The sequence below is a fragment of the Roseovarius atlanticus genome, assembly GCF_001441615.1.
Lineage (GTDB): Bacteria > Pseudomonadota > Alphaproteobacteria > Rhodobacterales > Rhodobacteraceae > Roseovarius > Roseovarius atlanticus.
Genome location: NZ_LAXJ01000007.1, coordinates 194,332 through 219,899, shown reverse-complemented (window position 1 = coordinate 219,899; position 25,568 = coordinate 194,332). Strand labels below are relative to the sequence as shown.

Annotated in this window: 26 protein-coding genes; 12 read left to right on the top strand and 14 right to left on the bottom strand. The window is 65.7% G+C overall.

The window, feature by feature from the left end:
* Positions 1-143 precede the first annotated feature (143 nt).
* The 3 genes from ileS to XM53_RS08550 are packed head-to-tail and all read left to right on the top strand — an operon-like array spanning position 144 to position 4,469.
* Positions 144-3,050: an isoleucine--tRNA ligase gene (gene ileS / locus XM53_RS08560; protein ID WP_057792283.1), complete on the top strand. Its 2,907-nt coding sequence runs from the start codon at positions 144-146 to the stop codon at positions 3,048-3,050.
* Positions 3,051-3,078: 28 nt separating this feature from the next.
* Entirely contained in the window at positions 3,079-3,318 is a 240-nt protein-coding gene (locus XM53_RS08555; RefSeq protein WP_057792281.1) for a DUF3253 domain-containing protein, read from the top strand.
* The gene (locus tag XM53_RS08550; RefSeq protein ID WP_057792279.1) at positions 3,318-4,469 is read left to right on the top strand and encodes a benzoate/H(+) symporter BenE family transporter; all 1,152 of its coding nucleotides are present in this window, start codon (positions 3,318-3,320) and stop codon (positions 4,467-4,469) included. Before XM53_RS08555 ends, XM53_RS08550 begins: the two co-directional genes overlap by 1 nt.
* A 790-nt stretch (positions 4,470-5,259) precedes the next feature.
* Here XM53_RS08550 and map read toward each other — a convergent pair.
* Positions 5,260-6,075: a type I methionyl aminopeptidase gene (map, locus tag XM53_RS08540; RefSeq protein ID WP_236544442.1), complete on the bottom strand. Its 816-nt coding sequence runs from the start codon at positions 6,073-6,075 to the stop codon at positions 5,260-5,262.
* A gap of 72 nt (positions 6,076-6,147) precedes the next feature.
* Positions 6,148-6,849, bottom strand: a complete 702-nt coding sequence (gene sfsA, locus XM53_RS08535) for a DNA/RNA nuclease SfsA (RefSeq protein WP_057792273.1) — start codon at positions 6,847-6,849, stop codon at positions 6,148-6,150.
* A gap of 46 nt (positions 6,850-6,895) precedes the next feature.
* Here sfsA and XM53_RS08530 point away from each other — a divergent pair, with 46 nt between their 5' ends.
* The 5 genes from XM53_RS08530 to XM53_RS08510 are packed head-to-tail and all read left to right on the top strand — an operon-like array spanning position 6,896 to position 10,418.
* Entirely contained in the window at positions 6,896-7,618 is a 723-nt protein-coding gene (locus tag XM53_RS08530) for a competence/damage-inducible protein A (RefSeq protein WP_057792271.1), read from the top strand.
* Positions 7,615-8,364: a GNAT family N-acetyltransferase gene (locus XM53_RS08525; protein ID WP_057792269.1), complete on the top strand. Its 750-nt coding sequence runs from the start codon at positions 7,615-7,617 to the stop codon at positions 8,362-8,364. The genes XM53_RS08530 and XM53_RS08525 overlap by 4 nt, the downstream gene beginning before the upstream one ends.
* Positions 8,361-8,933 carry a peroxidase-related enzyme gene (locus XM53_RS08520; RefSeq protein WP_057792267.1) on the top strand — a complete coding sequence of 191 codons (573 nt, stop codon included), beginning with the start codon at positions 8,361-8,363 and terminating at the stop codon, positions 8,931-8,933. The genes XM53_RS08525 and XM53_RS08520 overlap by 4 nt, the downstream gene beginning before the upstream one ends.
* A 3-nt stretch (positions 8,934-8,936) precedes the next feature.
* Positions 8,937-9,905 (top strand): OmpA family protein, encoded by a 969-nt coding sequence (locus XM53_RS08515; RefSeq protein ID WP_236544441.1) that lies wholly within the window; start codon positions 8,937-8,939, stop codon positions 9,903-9,905.
* A 24-nt stretch (positions 9,906-9,929) separates the two neighbouring features.
* Complete coding sequence (locus XM53_RS08510) at positions 9,930-10,418, top strand: methylated-DNA--[protein]-cysteine S-methyltransferase (protein ID WP_268873918.1); 489 nt, start codon at positions 9,930-9,932, stop codon at positions 10,416-10,418.
* Here the strand turns inward: XM53_RS08510 and XM53_RS08505 are convergent.
* The 5 genes from XM53_RS08505 to fsa form a co-directional block, all read right to left on the bottom strand.
* On the bottom strand, positions 10,415-11,110 hold the full coding sequence (locus XM53_RS08505) for a CDP-alcohol phosphatidyltransferase family protein (RefSeq protein WP_057792263.1): 696 nt from the start codon (positions 11,108-11,110) through the stop codon (positions 10,415-10,417). The genes XM53_RS08510 and XM53_RS08505 overlap by 4 nt on opposite strands.
* Positions 11,111-11,215: 105 nt before the next feature.
* A complete protein-coding gene (locus XM53_RS08500) occupies positions 11,216-12,133 on the bottom strand; it encodes a tyrosine recombinase XerC (protein WP_057792261.1) in 918 nt (305 codons plus the stop codon).
* The gene (locus tag XM53_RS08495; RefSeq protein WP_057792259.1) at positions 12,130-12,837 is read right to left on the bottom strand and encodes a DUF484 family protein; all 708 of its coding nucleotides are present in this window, start codon (positions 12,835-12,837) and stop codon (positions 12,130-12,132) included. Before XM53_RS08495 ends, XM53_RS08500 begins: the two co-directional genes overlap by 4 nt.
* Positions 12,838-13,019: 182 nt before the next feature.
* The gene (locus XM53_RS08490; RefSeq protein WP_057792257.1) at positions 13,020-13,514 is read right to left on the bottom strand and encodes a GNAT family N-acetyltransferase; all 495 of its coding nucleotides are present in this window, start codon (positions 13,512-13,514) and stop codon (positions 13,020-13,022) included.
* Positions 13,515-13,638: 124 nt separating this feature from the next.
* A complete protein-coding gene (gene fsa / locus XM53_RS08485; RefSeq protein WP_057792256.1) occupies positions 13,639-14,292 on the bottom strand; it encodes a fructose-6-phosphate aldolase in 654 nt (217 codons plus the stop codon).
* Between the two features lie 121 nt (positions 14,293-14,413).
* Here fsa and XM53_RS08480 point away from each other — a divergent pair, with 121 nt between their 5' ends.
* Positions 14,414-16,615: a primosomal protein N' gene (locus XM53_RS08480; RefSeq protein WP_057792254.1), complete on the top strand. Its 2,202-nt coding sequence runs from the start codon at positions 14,414-14,416 to the stop codon at positions 16,613-16,615.
* Between the two features lie 103 nt (positions 16,616-16,718).
* Here XM53_RS08480 and XM53_RS08475 read toward each other — a convergent pair whose 3' ends face one another.
* Together XM53_RS08475 and XM53_RS08470 are read right to left on the bottom strand one after the other, a co-directional pair.
* Positions 16,719-18,794: a bifunctional sulfate adenylyltransferase/adenylylsulfate kinase gene (locus XM53_RS08475; RefSeq protein ID WP_057792251.1), complete on the bottom strand. Its 2,076-nt coding sequence runs from the start codon at positions 18,792-18,794 to the stop codon at positions 16,719-16,721.
* Between the two features lie 119 nt (positions 18,795-18,913).
* The gene (locus XM53_RS08470; RefSeq protein ID WP_057792249.1) at positions 18,914-19,825 is read right to left on the bottom strand and encodes a LysR substrate-binding domain-containing protein; all 912 of its coding nucleotides are present in this window, start codon (positions 19,823-19,825) and stop codon (positions 18,914-18,916) included.
* 110 nt (positions 19,826-19,935) lie between these two features.
* Between XM53_RS08470 and XM53_RS22990 the strand changes: the two genes are divergently transcribed.
* Positions 19,936-20,478: a DUF6647 family protein gene (locus XM53_RS22990; RefSeq protein WP_057792247.1), complete on the top strand. Its 543-nt coding sequence runs from the start codon at positions 19,936-19,938 to the stop codon at positions 20,476-20,478.
* Positions 20,479-20,675: 197 nt separating this feature from the next.
* Here the strand turns inward: XM53_RS22990 and trxB are convergent, their stop codons facing one another.
* Positions 20,676-21,656: a thioredoxin-disulfide reductase gene (trxB, locus tag XM53_RS08460; protein WP_057792245.1), complete on the bottom strand. Its 981-nt coding sequence runs from the start codon at positions 21,654-21,656 to the stop codon at positions 20,676-20,678.
* A 218-nt stretch (positions 21,657-21,874) separates the two neighbouring features.
* On the opposite strand from trxB, the gene XM53_RS08455 reads away from it, so the two are divergent.
* On the top strand, positions 21,875-22,375 hold the full coding sequence (locus XM53_RS08455) for an Lrp/AsnC family transcriptional regulator (RefSeq protein ID WP_057792243.1): 501 nt from the start codon (positions 21,875-21,877) through the stop codon (positions 22,373-22,375).
* Between the two features lie 7 nt (positions 22,376-22,382).
* On the opposite strand, the gene XM53_RS08450 is transcribed toward XM53_RS08455, so the two are convergent.
* The 3 genes from XM53_RS08450 to XM53_RS08440 all read right to left on the bottom strand — a co-directional run bounded on the left by XM53_RS08450 (position 22,383) and on the right by XM53_RS08440 (position 24,145).
* Entirely contained in the window at positions 22,383-22,679 is a 297-nt protein-coding gene (locus tag XM53_RS08450) for a hypothetical protein (protein ID WP_057792241.1), read from the bottom strand.
* Positions 22,680-22,753: 74 nt separating this feature from the next.
* Positions 22,754-23,197 (bottom strand): YybH family protein, encoded by a 444-nt coding sequence (locus XM53_RS08445; RefSeq protein ID WP_057792239.1) that lies wholly within the window; start codon positions 23,195-23,197, stop codon positions 22,754-22,756.
* Between the two features lie 102 nt (positions 23,198-23,299).
* The gene (locus tag XM53_RS08440) at positions 23,300-24,145 is read right to left on the bottom strand and encodes a helix-turn-helix domain-containing protein (RefSeq protein WP_057792237.1); all 846 of its coding nucleotides are present in this window, start codon (positions 24,143-24,145) and stop codon (positions 23,300-23,302) included.
* A 130-nt stretch (positions 24,146-24,275) separates the two neighbouring features.
* Here XM53_RS08440 and XM53_RS08435 point away from each other — a divergent pair, with 130 nt between their 5' ends.
* Positions 24,276-24,479 carry a DUF2061 domain-containing protein gene (locus XM53_RS08435; RefSeq protein WP_057792235.1) on the top strand — a complete coding sequence of 68 codons (204 nt, stop codon included), beginning with the start codon at positions 24,276-24,278 and terminating at the stop codon, positions 24,477-24,479.
* 24 nt (positions 24,480-24,503) lie between these two features.
* On the opposite strand, the gene XM53_RS08430 is transcribed toward XM53_RS08435, so the two are convergent.
* Positions 24,504-25,286 (bottom strand): Hint domain-containing protein, encoded by a 783-nt coding sequence (locus XM53_RS08430; RefSeq protein WP_057792233.1) that lies wholly within the window; start codon positions 25,284-25,286, stop codon positions 24,504-24,506.
* Positions 25,287-25,568 lie beyond the last annotated feature (282 nt).

Here is a 25,568-nt window from a genome sequence, read left to right as displayed (position 1 = left end):
CCCATCATGACCCGCTTTGCGATCATCATTCGAATTACATGCCCGGCGCTCTGAGACAGACGAGCCGCCGGGATCATAGGCGTATGGACCACCGCGCCGCCCCCACCCAGAGATTGAAATGCCAGTGACAAAGGACGTCACAGATGTGTTCTGACACACCCGATTACAAAGACACGCTGAACCTGCCCCAGACCGATTTCCCGATGCGCGCGGGTCTGCCCAAGCGCGAGCCCGAGTGGCTGGAGCGGTGGAATGGGCTGGGGGTTTACGACCGCCTGCGCGAGAAGGCGACAGCCGAGACGCGCCAGCCGTTCACCCTGCACGATGGCCCCCCTTACGCCAACGGGCACCTGCATATCGGCCACGCGCTGAACAAGATCCTGAAGGACATGGTGGTTCGCTCCCAGCAGATGATGGGGCGCGATGCGCGCTATATCCCCGGCTGGGACTGTCACGGCCTGCCGATCGAGTGGAAGATCGAGGAGCAGTACCGCAAGAAGGGCCAGAACAAGGACGCGGTGGATATCGTCGATTTCCGCGCTGAGTGCCGCAAGTTCGCGGAAGGCTGGATCGACATCCAGCGGGATGAGTTCAAGCGGCTGGGCGTGACCGGCAAGTGGGAGAAGCCTTATCTGACGATGGATTTCCGCGCCGAGCGGATCATCGCGGAGGAGTTCCAGAAGTTCCTGATGAACGGCACGCTGTACCAGGGCTCGAAGCCGGTGATGTGGTCGCCGGTGGAGAAGACCGCGCTGGCCGAGGCGGAGGTGGAGTACCACGACAAGGAGAGCTTTACGGTTTGGGTGAAGTTCGCCGTGGCCGAAGGCGATCTCGAAGGTGCGCATGTGGTCATCTGGACCACGACGCCCTGGACCATGCCGTCGAACAAGGCGGTAGTTTATGGTGAGGATATCTCTTATGGCCTTTACGAGGTCACGGGAACGCCGGACGAGTGCTGGGCCAATGTGGGCGACAAATTCATCTTGGCCGACAAGCTGGCCGGGGACGTGATGGGTCGGGCGCGGCTGAATGACGACCAGTGGAGCCGTGTGCGCGACGTGAGCGCCGACGAGTTGGCTGGTCTGAGCCTTAAGCATCCGTTGCACGGCGCTGAGGGGTCGAATGGCGAGTGGGACGATCTGCGTGATTTCCGCGCGGCCGATTTCGTGACCGACGAGGAAGGCACCGGGTTCGTGCATTGCGCGCCCAGCCACGGGATGGAGGAGTACGAGCTTTACCGTGGCCTCGGGATGCTGGACCAGGTCATCACCTATAACGTGATGGACGATGGCGGTTTCCGTGCCGACCTGCCGTTCTTTGGCGGGACTTATATCCTTGACCGCAAGGGCAAGGAGGGCAACGCCAACAAGACGATCATCGACAAGCTGGTCGAGGTGGGTGGCCTGCTGGCGCGGGGCAAGATCAAGCACTCCTACCCGCATTCCTGGCGCTCGAAGGCGCCGGTGATCTATCGCAACACGCCGCAATGGTTCGCCGCGATCGATCGCGAGGTTGGCGACGGGCAGGACAAGAGCGGCACGACGATCCGCCAGCGGGCGCTGACCGAGATCGACAAGGTGCAGTGGACGCCCAAGACCGGGCGCAACCGTCTGTATTCCATGATGGAATCGCGGCCGGACTGGGTCTTGTCGCGGCAGAGGGCGTGGGGTGTGCCGCTGACCTGTTTCGTCAGGAAAGGCGCGATGCCCACCGACGAAGGCTTTCTGCTGCGGGATGAGGCGGTCAACGCACGGATTCTGGAGGCGTTCGAGGCCGAAGGCGCGGATGCGTGGTACAAGGAGGGCGCGAAGGAGCGGTTCCTGGGCAATGACTACGATCCGAACGAGTGGGAGAAGGTCGACGACATTCTCGACGTCTGGTTCGACTCCGGCTCGACCCATGCGTTCGTTCTGCGCGACCGCGAAGACGGGTCCGAGGACGGTATGGCGGATCTGTACCTTGAGGGCACCGACCAGCACCGGGGTTGGTTCCATTCGTCCATGCTGCAATCCTGCGGCACGACGGGGCACGCGCCCTATCGCGGCGTGCTGACCCACGGGTTCACGCTGGACGAGAAGGGCAACAAGATGTCCAAGTCGCTCGGCAACACGATCGTGCCGGACGAGGTGGTCAAGCAATACGGTGCCGATATTCTGCGGCTGTGGGTGGCGCAGACCGATTACACCAATGATCAGCGGATCGGGCCGGAGATCCTGAAAGGGACCGCCGACAGCTATCGCCGGTTGCGCAACACGATGCGCTTCCTGCTGGGGGCTTTGAGCCATTTCAGCGACGCGGATCGGGTGGAGCCCGAGGACATGCCCGAGCTGGAACGCTGGGTGCTGCACCGGCTGGCGGAGCTGGATCACCGGGTGCGCACGGGCTATGCCGCCTATGATTTCCAGGGGGTGTTCCAGGCGCTTTTCAACTTCGCGACGGTGGAGTTGAGCGCGTTCTACTTCGATATCCGCAAGGATGCGCTGTATTGCGACGGGGACACGCCCCGGCGGCGGGCGGCGCGGACGGTGATGGATATCCTGTTCCATCGCCTGACCACGTGGCTGGCGCCGGTGCTGGTGTTCACCATGGAGGAGGTCTGGCTGGAGCGGTTCCCGGGCGACGAGAGCTCGGTGCACCTGGTGGATATTCCCGAGACGCCGAAGGAATGGCTGAACGAGCCGCTGGCGGCGAAATGGGCCACGGTGCGGCAGGCGCGGCGCGTGGTGACGGCGGCGCTGGAAGTGCAGCGGACCGACAAGGTGATCGGGGCGTCGCTGGAAGCGGCACCCGTGGTGCATGTGCAGGATTCCGAGGCGCTGGAGGTGCTGAAATCGGTCAATTTCGACGATATCTGCATCACGTCCGATATCCGGCTGACCGACGATCCCAGCCCGGCGGAGGCGTACCGCCTGCCCGAGGTGGACGGTATTACCGTGGTCTTCGAGCGCGCGGAAGGCGAGAAATGCCAGCGCTGCTGGAAGATCCTGCCGGATGTGGGGACGCACACGCATCCGGGTGTCTGTGCGCGGTGTAACGAGGCGTTGGGGTGACGGTGGGGTGAAACCCCACCCTACGGCCATGACGGATGACGAGATCGCCGATGTGCTTATGCGGCTGGCGCGGGAGCGTGGAGCGGGTAAGACGTTTTGCCCGTCCGAGGCGGCGCGGGCGCTGTCCGAGGATTGGCGAGATTTGATGCCGCGGGTGCGTGCCGTGGCGGCAGGGCTGCCGCTGGTGGCGACGCAGAAAGGTCAGGCCGTTGATCCGTTGGAGGCCAAGGGGCCGATCCGGCTGGGTTTGGCCGAAGGAGAGACGTGATGCCACCCATCCAGACGATTTCGACCGGCTTTGTCGTGGCCATGGTCGGGTTCTTCAGTTCCTTTCCCATCGTGTTGCAGGGGCTGGCCGCGGTTGGCGCGAGCGATGCGCAGGCGGCCTCCGGCCTGATGGCGGCGGCGCTGGCGATGGGGCTGGCGGGGATCGTTCTGAGCCTGTGGACGAAGATGCCGGCCTCGGTGGCGTGGTCGACGCCGGGGGCGGCGTTGTTGGCGGTGACGGCACCGGTAGAGGCTGGGTTCGCAGGCGCGGTGGCCGGGTTTCTGGTGGCGGGCGCGCTGACCGTGATTTCAGGGCTTTGGCGGCCTCTGGGACGGTTGGCGGCGGGAATACCCGCGCCGCTGGCACAGGCAATGCTGGGGGGCGTGCTGATGCCGCTGGTTGTCGTGCCGGTGCTGGCGGTGGCCGAGACGCCACTGGTGATCGGACCGATCCTGGCGACGTGGTTCGTGCTGGGCCGGATCAACAAGCTGTTGGCGGTGCCGGGGGCGGTCGTGGCGGCGGGGATCACGGTGCTGGCTTATGGGGACCTTGGCGCGTTTGACGCCGGGGGCTGGGTGACGGCGCCGGTCTTTGTGATGCCGGAGTTCTCGCTGGCAGCCGTGGTGGGGATCGGACTGCCGCTTTATGTGGTTACGATGGCGACGCAGAACGTGCCGGGGCTGGCGGTGATGCGGGCGCATGGATACGCGCCGGAACCGGGGCCGTTGTTGAGTGTCGTGGGCGGGTTCAGCGTGCTGTCGGCCCCGGGAGGCGCGCCGCAGACCTGCCTTGCGGCGATCACCGCGGCGATGTGCGCCGACGAGGACAGCCACCCGGACCCCGCGAAGCGCTATTGGTCGGCGGTGATGGCGGGGGTCTTTTACTGCATTCTGGGCGTTTTTGCCTGGGTAATCACGACCTTCGCAGGCCTTGCGCCGCCGATGGTGATGGCGAGCGTCGCGGGGGTGGCCCTGTTAGGCGTCTTCGCCAATTCCACCGCCGCCGCGCTGGAGGATGCGGAGTATCGCGAGGCGGCGGTGATCACGTTTGTAGTCACGGCCTCGGGCGTGACGGTGTTCGGGCTGGGCGGGGCCGTGTGGGGGCTGTTGGCCGGGGGGCTGGTGCAGGTCGTGAAGTGGGTGAAGGGGTAGGCCGAGGAGTGGCGCGCGGGTTTTCACCCACCCTACGCGAAGCCGTGTGGGGGCTGTTCGCCGGGGGCTGGTGCAGGTGGTGAAGGTCGCGCGGACAGGGCGCACCCGCTAGGACAAGGCGAAACGTGTGCGTGACCGCTTTGCGGACAAAGCCGCCGATCACGACGGAGGCGAGCGGCAGCCCCTGGGGTGGCGATCCGACGGCAACTATGAAGCACTTGATGCTTGCCAAACACGTCCTCAGAATGATCGTTGCGCCCAGCCTCAGCCAAATCGCCAGCCCAAGGGAGGGGCTGACGATGGCCGGGCCGCTTCGCGGCTGTTAACCGGCTGGGGGCTCGATACCAGTGTCTTACATGGGCTCGATCCCGGCATTCGTTGCAGTAGGGACGAATGTCGGCAGTGCGGACGAGACGGACGTCAGCCTCACAAGCCGCGTGATTGCCAGACCGCGGGATGGCGTTCCAACGGGTCTTCAATGCGCTTTATGGCAGCCATGTCCGCAAGACTTTCAATCGAAGCACCAACGTCACCCAATCGCCAGCCCGGGGGGCGGTCTGGCGATCGCGCGGCGGCCTCCGGCCTTGATTCCGCGCGACACGTGTCTTTCTTCACGTCGGATATGCCGGACATGAAAGACGTTTGATCTACAGCCCCGACGCGGAGACAGGCCGCAGGCCCCGAACCACCGTCGGATTGCCGCGCCGCGGCCCGTCGATGGCGCTCGGGGCTATGGATCACACTTGAGCACTCAGGGCTCGAAGCCGCCCTTGTGGACCTTGCGCTTCGGCTAGTCCCTCCAAGTCGGGTGGAAGCGGCCACCCGGGGACAGGGTGAAGATCTCGCAGCCCTCCGCCGTGACGCCGATGGAATGTTCGAACTGGGCCGAGAGCGAGCGGTCGCGGGTCACCGCCGTCCAGTCGTCGGAGAGTACCTTGGTTTCGGGGCGGCCGAGGTTCACCATCGGCTCGATGGTGAAGAACATGCCTTCCTCGAGCGTCGGTCCGGTGCCTTCGCGGCCGTAATGCAGCACGTTGGGCGGCGCGTGGAACACCCGGCCGAGGCCGTGGCCGCAGAAATCGCGTACCACGCTCATGCGGTGACCTTCGACGAAGCTTTGGATGGCATGGCCGATATCGCCGAAGGTGTTGCCGGGCTTGACCGCCTCGATTCCCTTCATCAGGCTGTCATGGGTGACCTCGATCAGGCGCTCGATCTTGCGATTGCGCTTGCCCGCGACATACATGCGCGAGGTGTCGCCGTACCAGCCGTCGACGATCACGGTGACGTCGATGTTCAGGATATCGCCATCCTTGAGCTTCTTGTCGCCGGGGATGCCGTGGCAGACCACGTGATTGACGCTGATGCAGCTGGCGTGCTGGTAGCCCTTGTAACCGATGGTGGCGGATTTCGCGCCGGCCTCGGTAACCTTGTCCTCGATGAACTTGTCCAGAACGGCGGTGGTCTGGCCCACCTCCACCAGGTCGGCTACCTCGTCCAATATCTCGGCGGCCAGCGCACCGGCCTTGTGCATACCGGCGAAATCCGCCCTCTCGTGGATGCGGATGCCGTCGCGGGTCAGTCTGCCTCGGTGCTGTTCGTTCACGTCTGGGTCCATGTCAGCCTTGTATTTCGAGTGTATGTAGGCTGAAACCCGGCCAAGGACCAGAGGGGCGGCTTATCGCAGGGGCAAACTGCGTCGAATTTCGACCTCTTCGGGCGTGATTGCACAATCATAGGCCAGAACCTCGACCCCCGCGAGGCGGGCCATCAGCAGCGCCTCGGCATAGACGTGGTCTATGTCGGCGGCCACGGTCAGCCGCGTGCAGTCGGTGCGCTGGACGAGGTAGAAGAGCACTGCGCGGTGGCCGGACGTAGCCATGTCTGCCAGCTCTCGCAGGTGTTTGGCGCCGCGGGCGGTGACGCTGTCGGGGAACTCCGCAAGGCCCTTTTCGCGGCTGAGCGTGACGGATTTGACCTCGACATAGGCATCGGGCAGGTCCGGGCCGCGCAAAAGGAAGTCGATCCGGCTGTTTTGCCCGTATTTCTGTTCGGGCAGGACGGTGTCGTAGGCGGCAAGCTCGGGGATGTCGCCGGCGGTCAGCGCGGCCTTGAGGGCCTTGTTGGGCAGGCCGGTGTCGACGCCGGTGAAATGACCGTGCCCATGATCGACCAGCCGCCAGCCGTATTTCAGCTTTTTCTTCGGATCGTCGTTGGGTTCGACCCAGATGCGCGTGTCCGGATCGGCCAGCCCCATCATCGAGCCGGGATTGGCGCAATGGGCCGTGACCTCGCGCCCGTCCTCGAGCCTGATATCGGCGAGGAAGCGTTTGTAGCGGCGGATCAGCGTGGCCGGTTCAAGAGGGGTTTGAAAGCGCATCCGCCATGCCTATACCGGAGCAAGACCTGCCGCAAGGAGAGCCGCCATGCCCAACCCAACCGCCGCGATGCTGGTGATCGGTGACGAGATCCTGTCGGGCCGCACGCGCGATGCCAACATGCATCATCTGGCCGGGCGGCTGACCGAGCACGGGATCGACCTGAAGGAGGTGCGCGTGGTGGCGGACGATCCGCGTGCCATCCAGGAGGCGGTCAAGGCGCTGGCGGGAGCGTATGATCACCTGTTCACCTCGGGCGGGATCGGACCCACCCATGACGATATCACCGCCGAAAATGTGGCGGCGGCCTTTGGCCTTCCCATCGGGGTGCGCGACGATGCGCGGGCCATCCTGGAGGCGCACTACGAGAAGCAGGGGCTGGAGATCAACGAGGCGCGGCTGCGCATGGCGCGGGTGCCGGAGGGTGCCACGCTGATCGATAACCCGGTGAGCGGGGCGCCGGGGTTCACCCTGGAGAACGTGCACGTGATGGCCGGCGTGCCCAAGATCTTCGAGGCGATGGTGGAAGGGCTTTTGCCGACGCTGACGGGCGGGCAGCCGGTGGTGTCGCAGACCCTGCGCGTGGAGCGCGGCGAGGGCGATATCGCGGGGCCGTTGGGGGCATTGGCGGAGCGGTACGACGCGCTGTCCTTCGGGTCGTACCCGTTCATCGTGAACGGGCGCTTCGGCGTGAACGTGGTGATCCGGGGACAGGACGAGGCGGAGGTGACGCGCGCGATGCAGGACCTGGAAAAGGCGTTTCCGGCATGAGCGGGCTGCCGGATGCCAAGAGGCTTTACGCGGTGACCGAGGCCACGTGGCCCGCCGCCGCGATGCATGAGGCGGGACCGTGGACCCTGCGCGACGGCAGGGGCGGGGGCAAGCGGGTGTCGGCGACGACGCTGCGCGAGCCGGGCACGCCGGTCAGCCGCGAGGCGCTGCCCGAGGCCGAAGGCATGATGCGCGAGATGGGGCAGAACCTGTTGTTCATGATCCGGCATGGCGACGAGTCGCTGGATGCGATGCTGCGGGCCGCGGGGTATGACGTGATCGACCCCGTGAACATGTATGTCTGCCCGGTCGATACGCTGACGGGCGAGGACCCGCCGCCGGTGACAACCTTCGATCTGTGGGAGCCGATGGCGATCCAGCTGGATATCTGGGACGAGGGCGGCATCGGCCCGGCGCGGGTGGACGTGATGCGCCGGGTCGAGGGGCCCAAGACCTCGCTGTTCGGACGGACCGCGAACCGGCCCGCCGCCACCGGGTTCGTCGCCATATCGGACGGTGTGGCGATGATCCACGCGCTGGAGGTGCGGCAAGGTGAGCGGCGCGGCGGGCAGGGGCGGCACCTGACGCATCACGCCGCGCATTGGGCCGCGGCGCAGGGGGCCACGCATCTGAGCGTGCTGTGCACCATCGCCAACGACGCGGCCAACGCGCTCTACTCTTCCCTCGGGATGACGCTTGTGGGACAGTATCATTACCGCATCAAGAAGGATGGCCGCACCGCATGAGCCACGACAATCTGCCCACCGCCCTGAACCTGCCGATGGCGGACCCGCTGCCCGACGACACGAAGAAATATTTCGATGTCTGCCAGGACAAGCTGGGCATGATCCCGAACGTGCTGCGGGCCTATGCGTTCGATATCGAGAAGCTGAATGCTTTCACCGCCATGTATAACGAGCTGATGCTGGGCGAGAGTGGCCTGAGCAAGCTGGAGCGCGAGATGATCGCGGTGGTGGTCAGCTCGATCAACCGCTGCTGGTATTGCCAGGTGGCGCATGGTGCCGCCGTGCGGGCGCTGTCGGGCGACCCGGCCCTGGGCGAGGCGATGGTGATGAACTGGCGGGCCGCCGGGTTGGATGCGCGGCAGACGGCGATGCTGGAATTTGCCGAGAAGGTCACGAAGGCCAGCGCCGAGACGGTCGAGGCGGACCGGCAGGCGCTGCGCGATGCGGGCTTTTCCGAGCGCGATATCTGGGACATCGCCGCCGTGGTGGGGTTCTTCAGCATGTCGAACCGGATGGCCAGTGCCGCGGGCATGAAGCCCAACGCCGAATACCACGGCCAGGCCCGCTGATCGGTGGGGCGGCGGGCAACCTCGGTCGGTCTGATCTTGGGTCTCGGGGCCGCGGCGGAGGCCGGGGCGCTGGAGCTGAGCCTGCCCGCGGGGGCCACGCTGACCGGCGAGGTGCGCCGGGCCGCCGAAGCCTATCTTGTGCCGACGGACGTCTATTCGGACGGGCAGATCCCGGCGATCGACGCGGAGGGGTTCTTGCTGCAACAGGCGTGGCGGCTAGATGCGCCGGGGCTGACCAGCCTGCAATTGCAGCGCCCCTTGCGGCGACAGGTCGTTGATGCGGGGTATTCGATCATGCTGGACTGCGCGGCGCGGGAATGCGGCGGGTTCGATTTCAGGTTCAACACCAGCATATTGCCCGCGCCGGACATGTTCGTGGACCTGCGCGACTATCGCTTCCTGTCTGCGCGCAAGGAGGGGGCGGGAGGCGTCATGGATTACGTGACCGTGCTGGTCAGCCAGGTGTCGGGCAGCGGCTACATCCAGGTGATCCGGCTGGCGCAGTCGGAGACGGCGACCGGAAGCCTGACCGCAGAGGAGGCGACGCCGCCGGAGGAGACGGTCACCACCGGCGGGATGCCCGCAGCGGAGACCGGACCGCTGGCGGAGCGGCTGACGCAGGTCGGGCACGCGGTCCTGTCGGATCTGGATTTCGAGACCGGGACGGTGTCGCTGGGGCCGGGGCCGCACCCGTCCTTGCAGGCGCTGGCAGCGTTCCTGCGAGAGGATCCGGAGCGGCGCGTGGCGCTGGTGGGGCATACCGACACGGTGGGCACGCTGGAGAACAACACCGCGCTGTCGCGGCGCCGGGCGGCGGCGGTGCTGGAGCGGCTGGTGTCGGAGTATGACATCCCGCGCAGGCAGCTTGCGGCGGAGGGAATGGGGTATCTTGCGCCCATCGCCTCGAACCTGACGGAAGAGGGGCGCGAGGCCAACCGGCGGGTGGAGGCGGTGTTGCTCAACACCGAGTGAGGCGCGGGGCCGAGAGGGCGGGATTTGAGTATTTTTGGCAAGACAAAGCCGGGAGCGGTTTACGAGGCCGGGATGGAGAGCCCGGTGGGACCGCTGCGGGTGACGAGCGACGGGACGTCGATTGTCGGTTTGAGCTGGGGGCGGGCCGGAGCGGAAGAGGCGCGGCCCGAACTGGAGGACGCCTGCGCGCAGCTGACGGCGTATTTCGAGGGCCGGTTGCAGGCGTTCGATCTGCCGCTGGCGCCCGAAGGCTCGGAGTTTCAGCGTGAGGTCTGTGCGGCGATGCTGGCGATCCCGTGGGGCGAGACGCGGGAATATGGCGATATCGCGAAGGCGCTGGGCGTGCCCGCGCAGGCGGTGGGCGGCGCGTGCGGCGGCAATTCGATCCCGGTGATCATCCCGTGTCACAGGGTGCTGGGCGCCGCTGGGCTGGGCGGCTATTCCGGCGCGGGCGGGATCGAGACCAAGGTCTGGCTGTTGCGCCACGAGGGGGCGGCGGGGCTGTTGATCTAGGCGTTGCGCTCGGGGATCAGCTGTTGCGCGATGCCCGCGAGGGTGAGGTAGACCGAGGTCACCACGAGGCCCCAGTGGGCCCAGCTTTCGGGGTGGAAATCGACCCAGGCGGCCCAGCCGGCGAAAAAGGTCCAGGCGACGATCATCGGCAGGGAAATCCAGCGCCAGCGTTCGGTGCGCACGGGGTGGATGAATTTCAGGGGCAGGAACATCGACACCGCCAGCAGCGTCACGATGGTCAGCGAGACCCAGAAATTGGGCTCGATCGCGAAAAGCACGAGCGCCAGCATGTTCCAGCAGCCGGGAAAGCCGGAAAACGAGTTGTCCTTGGTCTTCATCCGCGTGTCGGCGAAATAGAGCGCCGAGGCGAAGGTGATGATGATGATCGCGACCCAGCCGGTCCAGCCCGGCAGCAGGCCGAATTCAAAGAGCGCGAAGGCCGGGATGAAGACGTACGTAAGATAGTCGATGATCAGGTCGAGCAGCACGCCGTCAAACAGTGGAAAATTGTTTTTCACGTCGTATTTGCGCGCCAGCGGGCCGTCGATGCCATCGACCGCGAAGGCCACCACCAGCCACAGGAACATCAGCGACCATTTTTCTTGGATGGCGGCCAGCATCGCGAGCATGGCAAAAACCGCACCAGTGGCGGTCAGCAGATGCACGAGAAGGGCTTTCATACGCAGGCTCATGGCACCCGTGATGGGCGATCGGGGCGATGGATGCAATTGCTAATCCGGCACGGGCGGCAGACGCGGGCGGCCTGTGGCTTTGGTCCGACAGCGCGGCCGGGGGGCTTACCGCGCCTTGGGATGCGCCTGGTTGTAGACGTCCATCAGGCGGGCGGTGTCGATGGCGGTATAGGCCTGGGTGGTCGAGAGGGTGGCGTGGCCCAGCAGTTCCTGTATCGCGCGCAGGTCGCCGCCGGCGTTCAGCAGATGCGTGGCGAAGCTGTGGCGCATGGCGTGGGGTGTCGCGGTGGCGGGCAGGCCAAGCTGCATCCGGACGCTGGCCATCAGTTTCTGCACCGCGCGGGGCGAAAGCGCGCCGCCGCGCGCGCCGCGAAAGAGTGGCGCGTCGGGCTCGGTGGGATAGGGGCAGAGGTCGATGTAGCGGGCCAGCGCCGTGCGGGCGGGGGCGATGACCGGCACAATGCGTTCCTTGCCTCCCTTGCCGATGATCCGCAGGCTGTCGCCCACGGGCAGGGCGCGGCCCGTGAGGCCCAGCGCCTCGGAGATCCGTAGCCCGCAGCCGTAGAGCAGCGTGACGACCGCCTGGTCGCGGGCGGCTATCCACGTGGTGGGGTGCTGGGTCTCGGTCGTGTCGATGACCGCGCGCGCGGCGTCGGGCGAAAGTGGCCGGGGCAGCTTGCGCTGGAACTTGGGCGCGCGGGCGGCGAGGACTGCCGCCGGGTCTACGCCCTCGCGCTCGGCCAGCCAGCGGAAGAAGCTTTTGACGGCCGAAAGCTTGCGCGCAAGGCTGCGGGCGCCCACGTCGCGGCCCCGGGTGAAGGCCATCCAGGACCGCATGTCGGAGACGGTAAGCTTGGCCAATGCGCCGAGGCCCTGGGACGCGCCCTTATGTTCGGTCATGAAGGCCAAAAAGCCCGCGACGTCACGGGCGTAGGCGTCGAGCGTATGGGGGGACGCGCCGCGCAGGGACTTGTGATGATTGAGCCAGCCCTGAAGCGCGTCGCGGGCCGCGGCCGAGATCATGACAGCCAGCGGCGCATCGCCCGTTCGAAGATGCCCGCGAAGAAGGACAGAAGGTCGGTGCCCTGTTGCGGGCTGAACTGGTGCGGGTCCTCGGACCCCATGACCAGCAGGCCGGGCAGGCGGTTCTCGCCGAAATCGAGCAGGAGGCACGCCTCGGAGCGCATGAACTCGGCCTCGCGGCCATAAATGCGGGCGTCGCCCTCGTGGACCTGGCGCAGGGTGACCTGGCGCACGGGACCGGAGCGCCCGGCGCCGAGATATTGTTCGATGAAGCCGGGTTCGGCCACGGACAGGACATCGCCCAGGCGCTTGACGGCGGGGTCGTCGTCGTTCTGGACCGACTCCAGCACCAGTTTCACGCAATCGACACGCAGGATGGTGGCGACGTCGCCACCGAGATCGCGCAGGAAGTCCTCGAACTCGACCGGGTCGAGCATCCTCAGGATGGCCCGGTGCACCTGATTGGTGCCGGCGAGGTTTTCGTAGGCGGCGGCGATGACCGAGCGGTGGGTGTCTTCCAGCCGTTCCAGCCGCGCCTCGAGCCGGTCCATGGCGATGCCGCGCAGGTCGACGATATTGTTGCCCATCGCGCGTTCGTTGGCGGCGATGAGAGCGCGCATAAGGTCTTGATCTTCAAGGATGACATCGGGTTGCGCGATGATCTTGTCGCGCATCTGGTCGTTGATCTCGGGCTTGCTGCTCATGTCTGCCTCTGATTATTTTTAGCAAGCTTATCAGACGCGGCAGGGTCGTGCCGCAATAATTTTCTTGGAAAAGGTCGGATTTTTACGGATCGCGTGGCGCTTGGGTGCGCGGTAATCGGGCAGGTCCGCAGACTAGGTCAGTGGGTTGCTCCATTCTGGCGTCTGCTTTCGGAACACAGCGATCATTCGGTCTCGAGGCGAAATTTGAGAAACCTTGCGCCGTTGTAGTCGACTTGGCCGACGGGCCTGGCCCCCAGTCGGTCGAGCGCTGCCATTTTCTTTCGAGACGGCGGCAGCAGAAAGGTCACAAAGGGGATGCGTTGATCGGTTCGGGCGAAGGCGAGGGCCTGCTGCGTTATGCGCCGACCGAGGCCGAAAGCGTCCGGCTTCAGGACCAGTCCAAAATCCCACTCGGCGCCTTCTTTCTGAAAACCGCCCCAGCCGACATAGCGGTCGTTTTGCAGGATGGCCCAGTGCCCGAGGCCGTCACGGGCCCAGCACGCTTCCTTTGCTGCCACGAAGCGCGCCACGGTTGCGGCATTCCATGCGGTTGTCAGGAGGGGCATATGTTCCGCCATCCGCGGGTCGGACATGTGCCTCTCGATCTCGGTCGGCTCTATTTCAGGCAAACGGGCGAACGTGATCTCGCCGTTCAACCTGGTGTCTTTGGTGTCCATTTTTAAGGTGATTTTGTCCTGTGACCGCGCGCGGCGTGCGGGCCATTGCCACGTGTCAGGCCGCGCGCCGGTACGCGCGACCTTTGAAACCGTCCGTAACGGATCTGGCCCAAGCCGGCCGACCTTACAAAATCTTCTGCCCAGTTTTTTCCCAGTCCGCCAGGAAGGCTTCCAGCCCCTTGTCGGTCAGCGGGTGGGCGGCCATTTTCTTGATCACGTCCGGCGGGGCGGTCATCACGTCGGCGCCAATGAGGGCCGATTGGGTGGCGTGGTTCACCGTGCGGATCGAGGCGGCGAGAATCTGGGTCTCGTAGCCGTAGTTGTCATAGATCGTGCGGATGTCGCCAATCAGGTCCATGCCGTCGAGGTTGATGTCGTCGAGCCGCCCGATGAAGGGCGAGATGAACGTGGCCCCCGCCTTGGCCGCCAGCAGCGCCTGATTGGCGGAAAAGCAGAGCGTGACGTTGACCATGTTGCCTTCGCCCGCGAGCACTTTGCAGGCTTTCAGCCCGTCCCAGGTGAGCGGGACCTTGACGGCGATGTTGTCGGCGATCTCGGCGAGTTTGCGGCCCTCCTCGATCATCTGGTCGGCCTCGACGGCCACGACCTCGGCCGACACGGGGCCTTCGACGATGCCGCAGATTTCCTTGGTCACTTCGAGGATGTCGCGGCCCGACTTGAGGATCAGCGAGGGGTTGGTGGTGACGCCGTCGACCATGCCCAGCTCGTTCAGTTCCTTGATGGCGTCGACGTCGGCGGTGTCTACGAAGAATTTCATCTCGAAAGGCCCTCTCATGGCCGCGTTGGGGTTTCCTGTCGGATGCTTTACCTCATAAGGTATGCGCCCGAAACCCCTGTCCCGGGCCTGACCCGGGACCTCGTGACGAAGGTCGCCGTTCTTGACGTATTCCGGTGCAAGTTTTTTCGAGACCGGCCAGTTGGTGGGCGTTCTGACGACGCAGCCGCTGGGCCGGGTGCTGGATTACAAGGCGCCGGAAGGGGGGTGCCACCTGGGGGCGTTCGTCGAGGTGCCGTTGGGGCCGCGCAAGGTGCTGGGCGTGGTCTGGGGCGCGGGGGCCGGGGATTATGAACTCAGCAAGGTGCGGTCGGTCATCAGGGTGCTGGATGCGGCGCCGATGCGCGAGGAATTGCAGGCGTTCATCCAGAAGGCCGCCGATTACACGCTGACGCCGCTGCCCGCGATGCTGCGGCTGGCGACGCGGGCGCCGGGGCTGGGCGATCCGCCGTCGATGCAGAAGATCTATCGACTGGGCGAGGGGCGGCCGGACCGCGACACCGAGGCGCGGCGCAAGGTGATCGCGGTGCTGGAGGAGTATGGCGGGCTTGGGTTCACCCTCAAAGAAGTGAGCGACATGGCCGGTGTGACGTCCTCGGTCGTGAAGGGGCTGGTGAAGCAGGGTGTAGTCCGCGAGGAAGATACGCCGCGCGATGCGCCCTTCCCACGGCTCGATCCGGGGCGTCCGGGGGCGGAATTGACCGAGGATCAGGCGGTGGCGGCAGAGGCGCTGCGGGCGGGGCTGCGGGAAGGCGTGTTCGGCACGACGCTGCTGCGGGGTGTCACGGGATCGGGGAAAACGGAGGTGTACCTGGAGGCGGTGGCGGAATGCATCGCGCAAGGGCGGCAGGCGCTGGTGCTGTTGCCGGAGATCGCGCTGACCTCCGAGTTCCTGACGCGGGTGCAGGCGCGGTTCGGGGTGAAGCCCGCCGAGTGGCATTCGGGCGTGACCATGACCGAGCGGCGGCGCATTTGGAAAATGGTTGGACAGGGGCAATGCCAACTGGTTGTGGGCGCGCGTTCGGCGCTGTTCCTGCCGATTCAGGACCTGGGCCTGATCGTCGTCGATGAGGAGCACGACACCTCCTACAAGCAGGAAGATGGCGTACTGTACAATGCGCGCGACATGGCGGTGTTGCGCGGCAGCCTGTGTTCCGCGCAGGTTGTGCTGGCCTCGGCGACGCCCAGCCTGGAGACATGGGCCAACGCGGAGGCCGGCAAGTACAGGCGGCTGGACCTGACCTCGCGCTTTGGGCCGGCGGTGATGCCGGACTTGCGCGCGATCGACATGCGCGACGAACGGCTGGCCAGCAATGCGTGGGTTTCACCCACCCTACGGGCCGCGGTCGAGGCGCGGCTGGCGCGGGGCGAACAGTCGCTCTTGTTCCTCAATCGGCGGGGCTATGCGCCGGTGACGATCTGCCGGGCCTGCGGGCATCAGGTGGGGTGCGACCATTGCGACGCGCGGATGGTGGAGCACCGGTTCCTGAAGCGGCTGGTCTGTCATCAGTGCGGCGAGACGAAGCCCATGCCCGAGGCCTGCCCGGCCTGCGAAGTGGAAGGCAAGCTGGCCGCCGTTGGGCCGGGGGTGGAACGCATGGCGGAAGAAGCGGTGGCGCTTTTCCCTCAGGCGCGGGTGGCGACGCTGTCGTCGGACATGTTCGGATCGGCGCGCGCTTTGAAGGCGCAGATCGAGGAGATCGCGGCGGGCGGGGCGGACATTATTGTGGGCACGCAGCTGGTGGCGAAGGGGCATAATTTTCCCAACCTCACATTGGTCGGCGTGATCGACGCCGATCTGGGTTTGCAGGGGTCGGACCTGCGTGCGGCGGAACGGACGTTTCAGTTGATGCGGCAGGTGGCGGGCCGCGCGGGGCGGGCCGAGAAGGCCGGGGTCGCGCTTTTGCAGACCTTCCAGCCTGAGCATCCGGTGATCCGGGCGATTCTGACCGGCGACGAGGAAGGGTTCTGGCGCGCAGAGGCCGGGGAGCGGCAGCACGCGGGCGTGCCGCCTTTTGGCCGTATGGCGGGGATCATCCTGTCGTCGACGGACATGCAGGAGGCGTTCGATATCGGGAATGCACTCGCGCGCAACGATGCACCGATCCGGGCGGTGGGGGCGCAGGTCTTCGGCCCGGCGCCGGCGCCGGTTGCACGCATCCGCGGGCGGCACCGGGTCCGGCTGTTGGTCAAGGCACCGAAGGGCGTGGCGTTGCAGGGGGCGCTGGCGCAGTGGATCGCGCCGGTGAAGGGATCGACCCAGTTCCGGCTGGCGGTGGATATCGATCCGCAGAGTTTCATGTAGGCGTGGCGGAAGGTGGGGTGGAACCCCACCCTACGCGGTGCACGACCGACAGGAAAAGGGCCGCCCCGGTGGGGACGGCCCTCGTCGTTCGCAAGGCCCAGGCTTAGCCGGCGATCAGGCCCATTTGTTCGAGCTTCAGCACGACTTGGTGGGCGCAGTTGTCGACGTCGACATTCTCGGTCTCGACGCGCAGTTCGGGGTTTTCCGGCACGTCGTAGGGGTCGGAGATGCCGGTGAATTCCTTGATCTTGCCTTCGCGCGCCAGCTTGTAGAGGCCTTTGCGGTCGCGGCGTTCGCATTCCTCAATCGAGGTGGCGACGTGGATCTCGACGAAGGCGCCGAAGCTTTCGACGTCTTCGCGCACGGCGCGGCGGGTGGCGGCATAGGGCGCGATGGGGGCGCAGATGGCGATGCCGCCGTTCTTTGTGATTTCGCTTGCCACGTAGCCGATGCGGCGGATGTTGAGGTCACGGTGCTCTTTCGAGAAGCCGAGTTCGGAGCTGAGGTTCTTGCGGACGATGTCGCCGTCGAGCAGCGTCACCGGACGGCCGCCCATTTCCATCAGCTTGACCATCAGTGCGTTGGCGATGGTGGACTTGCCCGAGCCGGAGAAGCCGGTGAAGAACACGGTGAAGCCCTGCTTGGCCCGCGGCGGACGGGTGCGGCGCAGTTCCTTGACCACTTCGGGGAAGGAGAACCATTCGGGGATTTCCAGCCCTTCCTGCAGGCGGCGGCGCAGTTCGGTGCCCGAGATGTTGAGGATGGTGACGTTATCCTTGTCCTCGATCTCGTCCATCGGCTCGTACTGGGCGCGCTCCTGCACGTAGACCATGTGCTTGAAGTCGACCATTTCGATGCCGATCTCGTCCTGGTGTTCGCGGAAGAGGTCCTGGGCGTCGTAGGGCCCGTAGAAATCCTCGCCGGCCGAATTCTTGCCGGGGCCGGCGTGGTCGCGGCCGACGATGAAGTGGGTGCAGCCGTGGTTCTTGCGGATGATCCCGTGCCACACGGCCTCGCGCGGGCCGGCCATGCGCATGGCGAGGTTCAGCAGCGACATGTTGGTGGTGGAGGCCGGGTACTTGTCGAGCACCGCCTCGTAGCAGCGGACGCGGGTGAAGTGATCGACGTCGCCCGGCTTGGTCATGCCGACGATGGGGTGGATGAGCAGGTTGGCCTGCGCCTCTTTCGCGGCGCGGAAGGTCAGTTCCTGGTGCGCGCGGTGAAGCGGGTTGCGGGTCTGGAAGGCGACGACCTTGCGCCAGCCCATCTTGCGGAAGAAGGCGCGCAATTCGTTGGGCGTGTCGCGACGGGCGCGGAAATCGTAGTGCACGGGCTGCTGGATGCCGGTGACCGGACCGCCGAGATAGACGGGGCCCGCCGTGTTGTGCAGGTAGTTCACGGCCGGATGCGCGGAATCGTCGGCGCCGAAGACCTTTTCGGCCTCGTGCGATTTGTCGGGCGACCAGCGGTCGGTGATGGTCATGGTGGCAAGGATGACGCCTTCCTGGTCGCGCAGGGCGATGTCCTGGCCTGGTTCGATGCTGTCGGCGAAATCCTGGGAGACGTCGAGCGTGATGGGCATGGGCCAGAGCGTGCCGTCGGCCAAACGCATAGTGTCGACCACGGAATTGTAGTCTTCTTCGCCGAGGAAGCCCTTGAGCGGGTTGAAGCCGCCGTTCATCAGGAGTTCGAGGTCGCAGATCTGGCGAAGCGTGAGATCCCAGCTGACGAGATCTGCCGCTTCGACCTTCAGTTTCTGGGCGCTTTCGTAAGAGACGTAAAGTTCGGGGATGGGGGCGAGGTTGTTTTGCACTAGTCTGGTCCTGTGTTTGAGGGGGTCGAGCCCGCTTCGCGTGCCGGTCAGTTCGGCATGAAGCGCGTCGTATTCGGCGAACTTCCGGGCGAGGAAGTCGTCGGTGAGGCGCAGCATTTCAGCAGCACCCCGGGTGGTGAGCGCATAGGCGAAACGCTGGCGCTTGTCGGGGCCGGAGCGGTCGCCGACCTTGACGAAGCCGGCCTCGGTCGCCTGGCGGAGCAGGGCGTTGAGCCGGCCGAGGGACACGTCGAGCGCCGCCGCGAGCGTGCGCTGGGAGGCCTCGGACGACCGGTCCAGCTGCCGCAGAAGGCGGAAGAGCAGGTCCCGGTCGGGGAGGTTGGATTTGGCGTCAGGGGCGGACATGCGGCGACTCAAGGTGTGTTCACGCGTGAACAAATATGAGAGGTGGCTTGCCTTGTGAACCCCCTTTCGGGTCCGCGAGGTGAATGTTGCCGAAATGCCGTGAGCGAGGCGCGCCGACGCTATTGCGCGGCGGACATGGGTGCGGTGGCGGCTTGGGTCTGCCGAACTTCTTCGAACAGCCAGTCGCGGAAGGATCGGATCATCGGGTCGTCGGCGCGCGCCTCGGCCCAGGCGACCGAGTAGATCACGCTGGGAATGGTGTCGGTGTCGAAAAGCCGCACGAGGCGCCCGGAGGCCAGCGTGCCTTGCACCATCGCGTCGAAGGCCATTGCCACGCCGTGCCCCTGTTCGGCGGCAGTGGTGGCCAGTTCGCAATTGGGGAAGGTCGGGCCGGGCGGCAGGTCGGGCGCGCCAAGCCCGGCGGCGGCAAACCATTCCTGCCAAGAATCGTCGGTTTCGTCATACATCAGCCGCTGGCGCAGAAGGTCGCGGGGGTTGCGTACATTTTCGCGCTCTATCAGGTCCGGGTGACTCACCGGGTAGCGGCTTGAGGTCATCAGCGGCTCGGTATGGACACCGGGATGGCGCGCGTCGCGCCACTGGATCACCACGTCGCTGTCATTGGACGAAAAATCGATGTCGGGCGCGCCGTTTGAGACGCGCAGGCGGATGCGGTCGCCGAAGGATAGCCCGCCCAAGCGTGGCACCAGCCAGCGGGCGGCAAAGCCCGGAGTGCAGAGGACGCGCAGGGGCTTCTGGCCTGCGTCGCGCACCGAGCGGGTTGTGTCGTCGAGCACGTCCAGTAGGCCGGTCAGCTTGCCTGCATAGGCGCGGCCCGTGAGCGTCAGGTCCATCTGGTTGCCACTTCGTTCGAACAGCGCGGTGTCGAGATACTCTTCCAACGCGCGGATCTGGTGGCTGACGGCAGAGGGCGAAAGGCACAGCTCCTCGGCTGCGTGCTTGAAGCTTTTGTGGCGCGCGGCGGCCTCGAACGCCTTGACCGCGGCGAAGGGGGGCAGGTGCCGTCCCATGGCAGATGAAATTCCTTCATTGGCACATGAAAAATGGCCTTTTGCGCCGGGGCGCAGACGCAGCTTAGCATTTTCGGGACATCAAACCAAATTTCCAAAAGGAGGTTGCCATGCGCATCCTGTCCCGAGCCGGCCTGTGGTCGGCGCGTAATGGTCTTTTCTGCCTTGTTCTCAACGCATTTTGCGGCGGCGCCTGGGCGGCTGATCTGCTGGCCTGGCGCGAGGCGCAAGCGATGCCGGATCTGGTGGAGCATATGGAGGTCTGGCTGGACCGGCATACGGATTTGCCGCGACGGGCGGTGGCGCCGGAGATCCGGTTGACCTCGACGGCCACGGTGGCGCGACTGGCGCCGATGCGGGCCGCGTCGGACGCGTCGCATACGCGCGGGCTTTACGATCCCGACAGCGAAACGATCTGGCTGGTGCGGCCGTGGAATGCGAAGAATCCCTATGACGTGAGCGTGCTGTTGCACGAGCTGGTGCATCACCGGCAGGCGGTGCATGGGCATTGGTATTGCCCGGGCGCGCAGGAATTGCCGGCCTACCGGGCGCAGCAGGCGTGGTTGAACGCATTGGGGCTGGAACCGGACGTGAACTGGGTGGCGGTCGTTCTGGAGTCGGGATGCACGACGCGGGACATTCATCCGGAGTGAAGGGGCGCGCGTGGGTTTTCACCCACCCTACGAGGTCCCGGATCAGGTCCGGGACGGCTGGAGTGGGATCGCGCCGGTGGACGAGAATTCCCGGGGGTGGGGGCCAGTCCCCAATCACAGGTTCAAATGGGGGCCAGCCCCCAAACCCCCGGGATATTTAGGGCCAGAGGAAGACGGGGGCGGAAGGACAATGCGGCTCAGGCTTGCGGGGCGTAGGCCTCGGGGGCGGGGGCGTCCTCGGGCATCTCGGCGATGAACTTTTCCGCGTCGAGGGCGGCCATACAGCCCATGCCGGCGGAGGTCACCGCCTGGCGGTAGATGTGGTCGGTGAGGTCGCCCGCGGCGAAGAGGCCGGGTATCGAGGTGCGGGTGGAGCCGGCCTCGACCTTGACGTAGTCGCCGTGATGCATCTCGACCTTGCCCTTGACCAGTTCGCTGGCCGGCGCGTGGCCGATGGCGATGAAGACGCCCTTGCAGGGGATTTCTTGCGTCTCGCCGGTTTTGGTGTGTTTGACGCGGACGCCGGTGACGCCCTTGGGGTTGTCCTCGCCCAGCACCTCGTCAAGTTCATGGAACCACAGGGGCTCGATCTTGGGGTGCTTGAGCAGGCGGTCCTGCAGGATCTTCTCGGCGCGCAGCTCGTCGCGGCGGTGGATGAGCGTGACCTTGGAGGCGAAGTTGGTCAGGAACAGCGCCTCTTCCACGGCGGTGTTGCCGCCGCCCACCACGACGATCTCGTCACCGCGGTAGAAGAAGCCGTCGCAGGTGGCGCAGGCCGAGACGCCGAAGCCCTTGAACGCGTCCTCGGACGGCAGGCCGAGCCACTTGGCCCGGGCGCCGGTGGCGAGGATCACGGCGTCGGCGGTGTAGGTGGTCCCGGAATCGCCCTTGGCCGTGAAGGGGCGTGCATCGACGTCAAGCGACGAGATGATGTCGCCCACGATCTCGCAGCCCATGGCCTTGGCGTGGGCTTCCATGCGGACCATGAGGTCGGGGCCTTGTACCTCGGTATCGCCGGGCCAGTTCTCGACCTCGGTGGTGGTGGTCAGCTGGCCGCCGGGTTCGATGCCCTGTACCAGGATGGGGTCCAGCATGGCGCGGCTGGCATAGACCCCGGCGGTATAGCCTGCGGGCCCCGAGCCGATGATCAATACCCTGGTGTGACGTGTCTCGGCCATGTCCGATCCCCCTTGATCCGTGGAGCGGGGCATGAGACGCCCCGCGTGAGTCCGGACAGATATAACGGGGACGGGCGGGGGTGTGTAGCCCCGCAAGCCCGGTATGCAGGCACCGGGACGACATTTTCTTTCCCGAAAGGATGTTGCGCTGCGGCGAAACAATATTGCGCATTTTGGCGGCAATGGTATAACAATCGCGAAACGAACCGGAGGAACCGATGCCTGCGACCCGCCTTGACGACATCGACCGCATGATCCTGGCCGAATTGCAGGCGGACGGGCGGATGACCAACGTCGAACTGGCCCGCCGGGTGGGCATTTCCGCGCCGCCTTGCCTGCGCCGGGTGCGCACGCTGGAGGAGCAGGGGTACATCAAGGGCTATCACGCCGACGTGGATGCGCGCGAACTGGGATTCGAGGTGCAGGTCTTTGCCAGTGTCGGGCTGGTGAGCCAGGCCGAGGCGGACCTTAGCGCGTTCGAGGCGCGGTGCCGGGCATGGCCGCTGGTGCGGGAGTGCCACATGCTGAACGGCGAGGTGGATTTCATCCTGAAATGCGTGGCGCCGGATCTGAGCACCTTTCAGAGTTTCCTGACCGGCGAGTTGACGGCGGCGGAAAACGTGGCATCGGTGAAGACCTCGCTGGTCATTCGTGGGGCCAAGGACGAACCGGGCGTGCCGTTCGAGATATTGGAAGAGCGGCTGAGCCGGTCGGCGTGACGCGCGCCTAGAAGCCGCAGTAGTCGGAGCCGTAGTAGCGGTAGCGGAACGGGTTGCGGTCGAGCACCTCGATATCCTCGCGGTTCGACACGGCGATGACGGCGTTGTTGGCGCCCATCAGGCCGTGGCCCGCGTCCTGATAGATTTGTAGCAGTTGCGCCTCGGTCAGGACGCAGTCGTTGACCTCGAAGATGTAGCGGACGAAATCGTCCGGGTCGTTTTCGCGGGGCGGGGGGCGGTCGTTCGCGGCGGCGGTCTGGGCAAGCATCAGAATGGCAAGGCAGGTCAGGGGAAAATGGCGCATGTGGACACCTGTTTTGGCTCAATGAGCAAAGTTTGTGCCGTTTGCCGAGTCGCGGCAAGCGGGCTTGCCCGAGTTTAGTCGACCTTGAGCACGTGGTACATGTCTCGGGTCAGCAGGAGCTGGCCGTCGATGACCTCCCACAGGTGCATGTAGCGCCCGACGATGCGCTGTTCGCCCACCATGACGACGGTTTCGCCGATTTCGACCGCGCTGGTGTCGAAGGCGCGGATGTCGAAGGTCTTGAACTGCAGCTCGCGGGCGCCGGCGGCGAAGGCCTGGGCGTAGTGCCGGGTGATGGCCTCGCGTCCGAGGATCGAGGCCTGGCCGGGCGGCAGCAGGGCCGCGTCGGGGGCGTAGAACCCGGCGAGGCTTTCGGCATCCTGCGCGTTGTAGGTGGCGACGAAGGCGGTCATGCGGGCGATGACGGGATTATCCTGGGCCTGGGCCGGGCGTGTCAGGATCAGGGCGGCCGCGAGGGCGAGGCAGGTGGTGAGGCTGAGCGCGAAAAGGCGGGGCATGGGCAAAGGCTTTCCTTAGGAAATGGACCGGACGGTCAGGGCGTGCCGGAACGATAGCGGTGTTGCCCGGATCTGCGCAACGGGCGCGCATCCGAAGCGGCGTCAGAGGTGTTTCGTCAGTCCCGCGATCCAGGCTGGGGCGTCGCGGGCATCGACCACGGCCTCGCGGATCAGCCAGTCCATGTGGCCCGACAGCAGCTTCAATCGCGACTGTTCGCGGAAGGCGAGGTAGAAGCGGCCCACGTAGAGCACGCCCATGAGCGGCCCGAAGAGGGTGACGGGGGCGGAAAAGAGGTTGTGCGCGTCAAAGAAGTTGAGGCGCAGGGACGGAAAGAAGGTTTCGGCCTGTTCGGCAAGGTGGAGGATCTGTTCGCGCCGCGCGTCGCGGTCGAGCCCCTGCCAGTAGCCGGTGCCCTGGGCGAACGCCTCGAGCTCGTGCCGGGGCATGGCGATCTCATATTCGGTTGCCTCGTGCCGGAGCCAGTCGAGATTGTCCTGCATGGCACGCACGGCCTGGCCCGGCGTCTTGCCGAGGAAGGCGGCGTATTCCCAGCGCATGACCGCCTCGGTCTTGAGCATGTCGGGCAGGGTGGCGGGGACGTGGCGGATCTTGTAGCCGCTGGCCTCGCGGTGCCAGTCGAGCAGCTGGGCGTCGGCGGATGTGCGATCGGCCTCGGTCATGCTGAGGGCGGCCTCGATCACGTCGCCGGGGCGTTCGGGGCGGTCGGTGAGACCGAGCAGCCAGTCGGAACTGACCCCAAGCGCCTCGGCGCAGCCGGCGGCGAGATGGGCGTTGGGCATCCGGGCAGCCTCGGTATCGAGCAGTTGCGACACGGTGGAGCGGCTGACGCCGGTCTGACGGGCGAGCGCGCTGAGGTTGGTGCCGGTCATCGTCATGGCGCCGGTGAGCCGGTCGCGGAAAATCGTGGCGCGGGCCTGTTTGTTCATATTAGTGTCGTTTGTCATGTTTTATGGACATTCGTCAGGTTTGTTAAGCAAAAACGGAATACACGACAGGGTGCTGCGATGCTAGCTGATCGAGAGATGAAAATCGTGACGCGGGCAGGGAGCATAGGACATGGAAACGAGCAAACGCACGTTGGCCAAGGCGGCAACCTGGCAGGTGCTGGGCCTGATGGTGATGACGTTGATCGGGTTTTTCATGACCGGATCAGTGGCCGAGGGTGGCGCCTATGCGATGATCACGGCGACGATCGGATTCGTTACGTTCTTCGTGCACGAGCGGATCTGGGCCAGGATCGGCTGGGGTCGCGGCGGATGACCGGGCCAGCGGCGACGCCCGGCGTCAGGATGCCAGGCCCTGCAACGGCAGGCGGGGATGGCAGATGCTGCCGAAATCGGCGGGTTTCTTCACGTGCGGAAAAAGCGACAGGAAGAGTGCCAGCATGTTGGGACCCATGGCGCGCTCAAACCCGGGACCGGGATGGAAACTTTCGACCTCGATGCCCGAGGCGCGCAGGATGGCATGGTGGCGCAGGCAGAGGTGATAGACCGTCACGGGCCGGGGCGGCACCAGTTCGATCACGTTCATACCGTCGACAAGATCGCTGGCCGGGGTCAGCACGCGTTCACGTCCGAAGCTGTCGCGCAGACCGGGCGGGCGGCTGAGGATGCGCGCGCCGGGACCGGCGGTGAGGTTCGCCTCGGGTCGGCCCAGCCCGAACGTGTCGGGCATGATGCGGGTCAGGCGGCAGGCCGAATGGTCAAGGCCGGCGGCGGCGGGAACCAGCGTCATCGACCCGATCCAGAGCACGCGGGAGGGGCCGTGTTCGGCGGTGGAAACGCTCATGCCCGGTTCGAGATCCTGCACGGCGACCTGACCGTCAGGCGTATGCAGGAGCGTGCCGTGGGAAAAGGCGGAAAATGCGCTGTCGAAGATCGGGGTGGCCGGGGCGATCTGGTCGGTCCAGCCGGCGGTTCCGTCGGGGCGCAGATACGCCATCTGGAACTTGCGCATGGGCCGGGGCGACCGGGCGGCGGGAGGGACCTGTGCCGTGCCGGTGCGACCGTATGTGCCATCTGTGTTGCGCGCCACCGAGAGAGAGGTGGCGATGGTAGGGGTGCCCATCGTGCGATCCTTTTCAGGGTCATCACAACCGCGTCGGCCCCCACCGACAACGACAGAGGGATGGTCCGTCATCTGCGTTAATGGCTCGATAAAGGCAGAAGGGGCCAATTGTAGTCAAATTTTGGCGGGTATTGTCTGGCGCAACCGGACAATTTCCCGAGAATCAGGGATATTGTCTGTCAAGGCGGAACGGACCCGCCACAATTCGAATTAGAGACGTATTCGAATCAACAATGGCCACCTCCTGAAAAGAGGCGGCCATTGGTGGTGTCGGGGGATCGG

What these genes read in the sequence shown, in the direction of transcription:
- XM53_RS08550 (WP_057792279.1), top strand. Translation starts at nt 3,318, where the DNA reads ATGCCACCCATCCAGACGATTTCGACCGGCTTTGTCGTGGCCATGGTC.
- XM53_RS08440 (WP_057792237.1), bottom strand. Translation starts at nt 24,145, where the DNA reads ATGAACAAACAGGCCCGCGCCACGATTTTCCGCGACCGGCTCACCGGC.
- sfsA (WP_057792273.1), bottom strand. Translation starts at nt 6,849, where the DNA reads ATGCGCTTTCAAACCCCTCTTGAACCGGCCACGCTGATCCGCCGCTAC.
- XM53_RS08500 (WP_057792261.1), bottom strand. Translation starts at nt 12,133, where the DNA reads ATGATCTCGGCCGCGGCCCGCGACGCGCTTCAGGGCTGGCTCAATCAT.
- XM53_RS08475 (WP_057792251.1), bottom strand. Translation starts at nt 18,794, where the DNA reads ATGTCCGCCCCTGACGCCAAATCCAACCTCCCCGACCGGGACCTGCTC.
- XM53_RS08555 (WP_057792281.1), top strand. Translation starts at nt 3,079, where the DNA reads ATGACGGATGACGAGATCGCCGATGTGCTTATGCGGCTGGCGCGGGAG.
- XM53_RS08445 (WP_057792239.1), bottom strand. Translation starts at nt 23,197, where the DNA reads ATGCCCCGCCTTTTCGCGCTCAGCCTCACCACCTGCCTCGCCCTCGCG.
- XM53_RS08435 (WP_057792235.1), top strand. Translation starts at nt 24,276, where the DNA reads ATGGAAACGAGCAAACGCACGTTGGCCAAGGCGGCAACCTGGCAGGTG.
- XM53_RS08470 (WP_057792249.1), bottom strand. Translation starts at nt 19,825, where the DNA reads ATGGGACGGCACCTGCCCCCCTTCGCCGCGGTCAAGGCGTTCGAGGCC.
- XM53_RS08450 (WP_057792241.1), bottom strand. Translation starts at nt 22,679, where the DNA reads ATGCGCCATTTTCCCCTGACCTGCCTTGCCATTCTGATGCTTGCCCAG.
- XM53_RS22990 (WP_057792247.1), top strand. Translation starts at nt 19,936, where the DNA reads ATGCGCATCCTGTCCCGAGCCGGCCTGTGGTCGGCGCGTAATGGTCTT.
- XM53_RS08505 (WP_057792263.1), bottom strand. Translation starts at nt 11,110, where the DNA reads ATGAGCCTGCGTATGAAAGCCCTTCTCGTGCATCTGCTGACCGCCACT.
- XM53_RS08530 (WP_057792271.1), top strand. Translation starts at nt 6,896, where the DNA reads ATGCCCAACCCAACCGCCGCGATGCTGGTGATCGGTGACGAGATCCTG.
- trxB (WP_057792245.1), bottom strand. Translation starts at nt 21,656, where the DNA reads ATGGCCGAGACACGTCACACCAGGGTATTGATCATCGGCTCGGGGCCC.
- ileS (WP_057792283.1), top strand. Translation starts at nt 144, where the DNA reads ATGTGTTCTGACACACCCGATTACAAAGACACGCTGAACCTGCCCCAG.
- XM53_RS08430 (WP_057792233.1), bottom strand. Translation starts at nt 25,286, where the DNA reads ATGGGCACCCCTACCATCGCCACCTCTCTCTCGGTGGCGCGCAACACA.
- XM53_RS08455 (WP_057792243.1), top strand. Translation starts at nt 21,875, where the DNA reads ATGCCTGCGACCCGCCTTGACGACATCGACCGCATGATCCTGGCCGAA.
- XM53_RS08520 (WP_057792267.1), top strand. Translation starts at nt 8,361, where the DNA reads ATGAGCCACGACAATCTGCCCACCGCCCTGAACCTGCCGATGGCGGAC.
- XM53_RS08490 (WP_057792257.1), bottom strand. Translation starts at nt 13,514, where the DNA reads ATGGACACCAAAGACACCAGGTTGAACGGCGAGATCACGTTCGCCCGT.
- fsa (WP_057792256.1), bottom strand. Translation starts at nt 14,292, where the DNA reads ATGAAATTCTTCGTAGACACCGCCGACGTCGACGCCATCAAGGAACTG.
- XM53_RS08525 (WP_057792269.1), top strand. Translation starts at nt 7,615, where the DNA reads ATGAGCGGGCTGCCGGATGCCAAGAGGCTTTACGCGGTGACCGAGGCC.
- XM53_RS08495 (WP_057792259.1), bottom strand. Translation starts at nt 12,837, where the DNA reads ATGAGCAGCAAGCCCGAGATCAACGACCAGATGCGCGACAAGATCATC.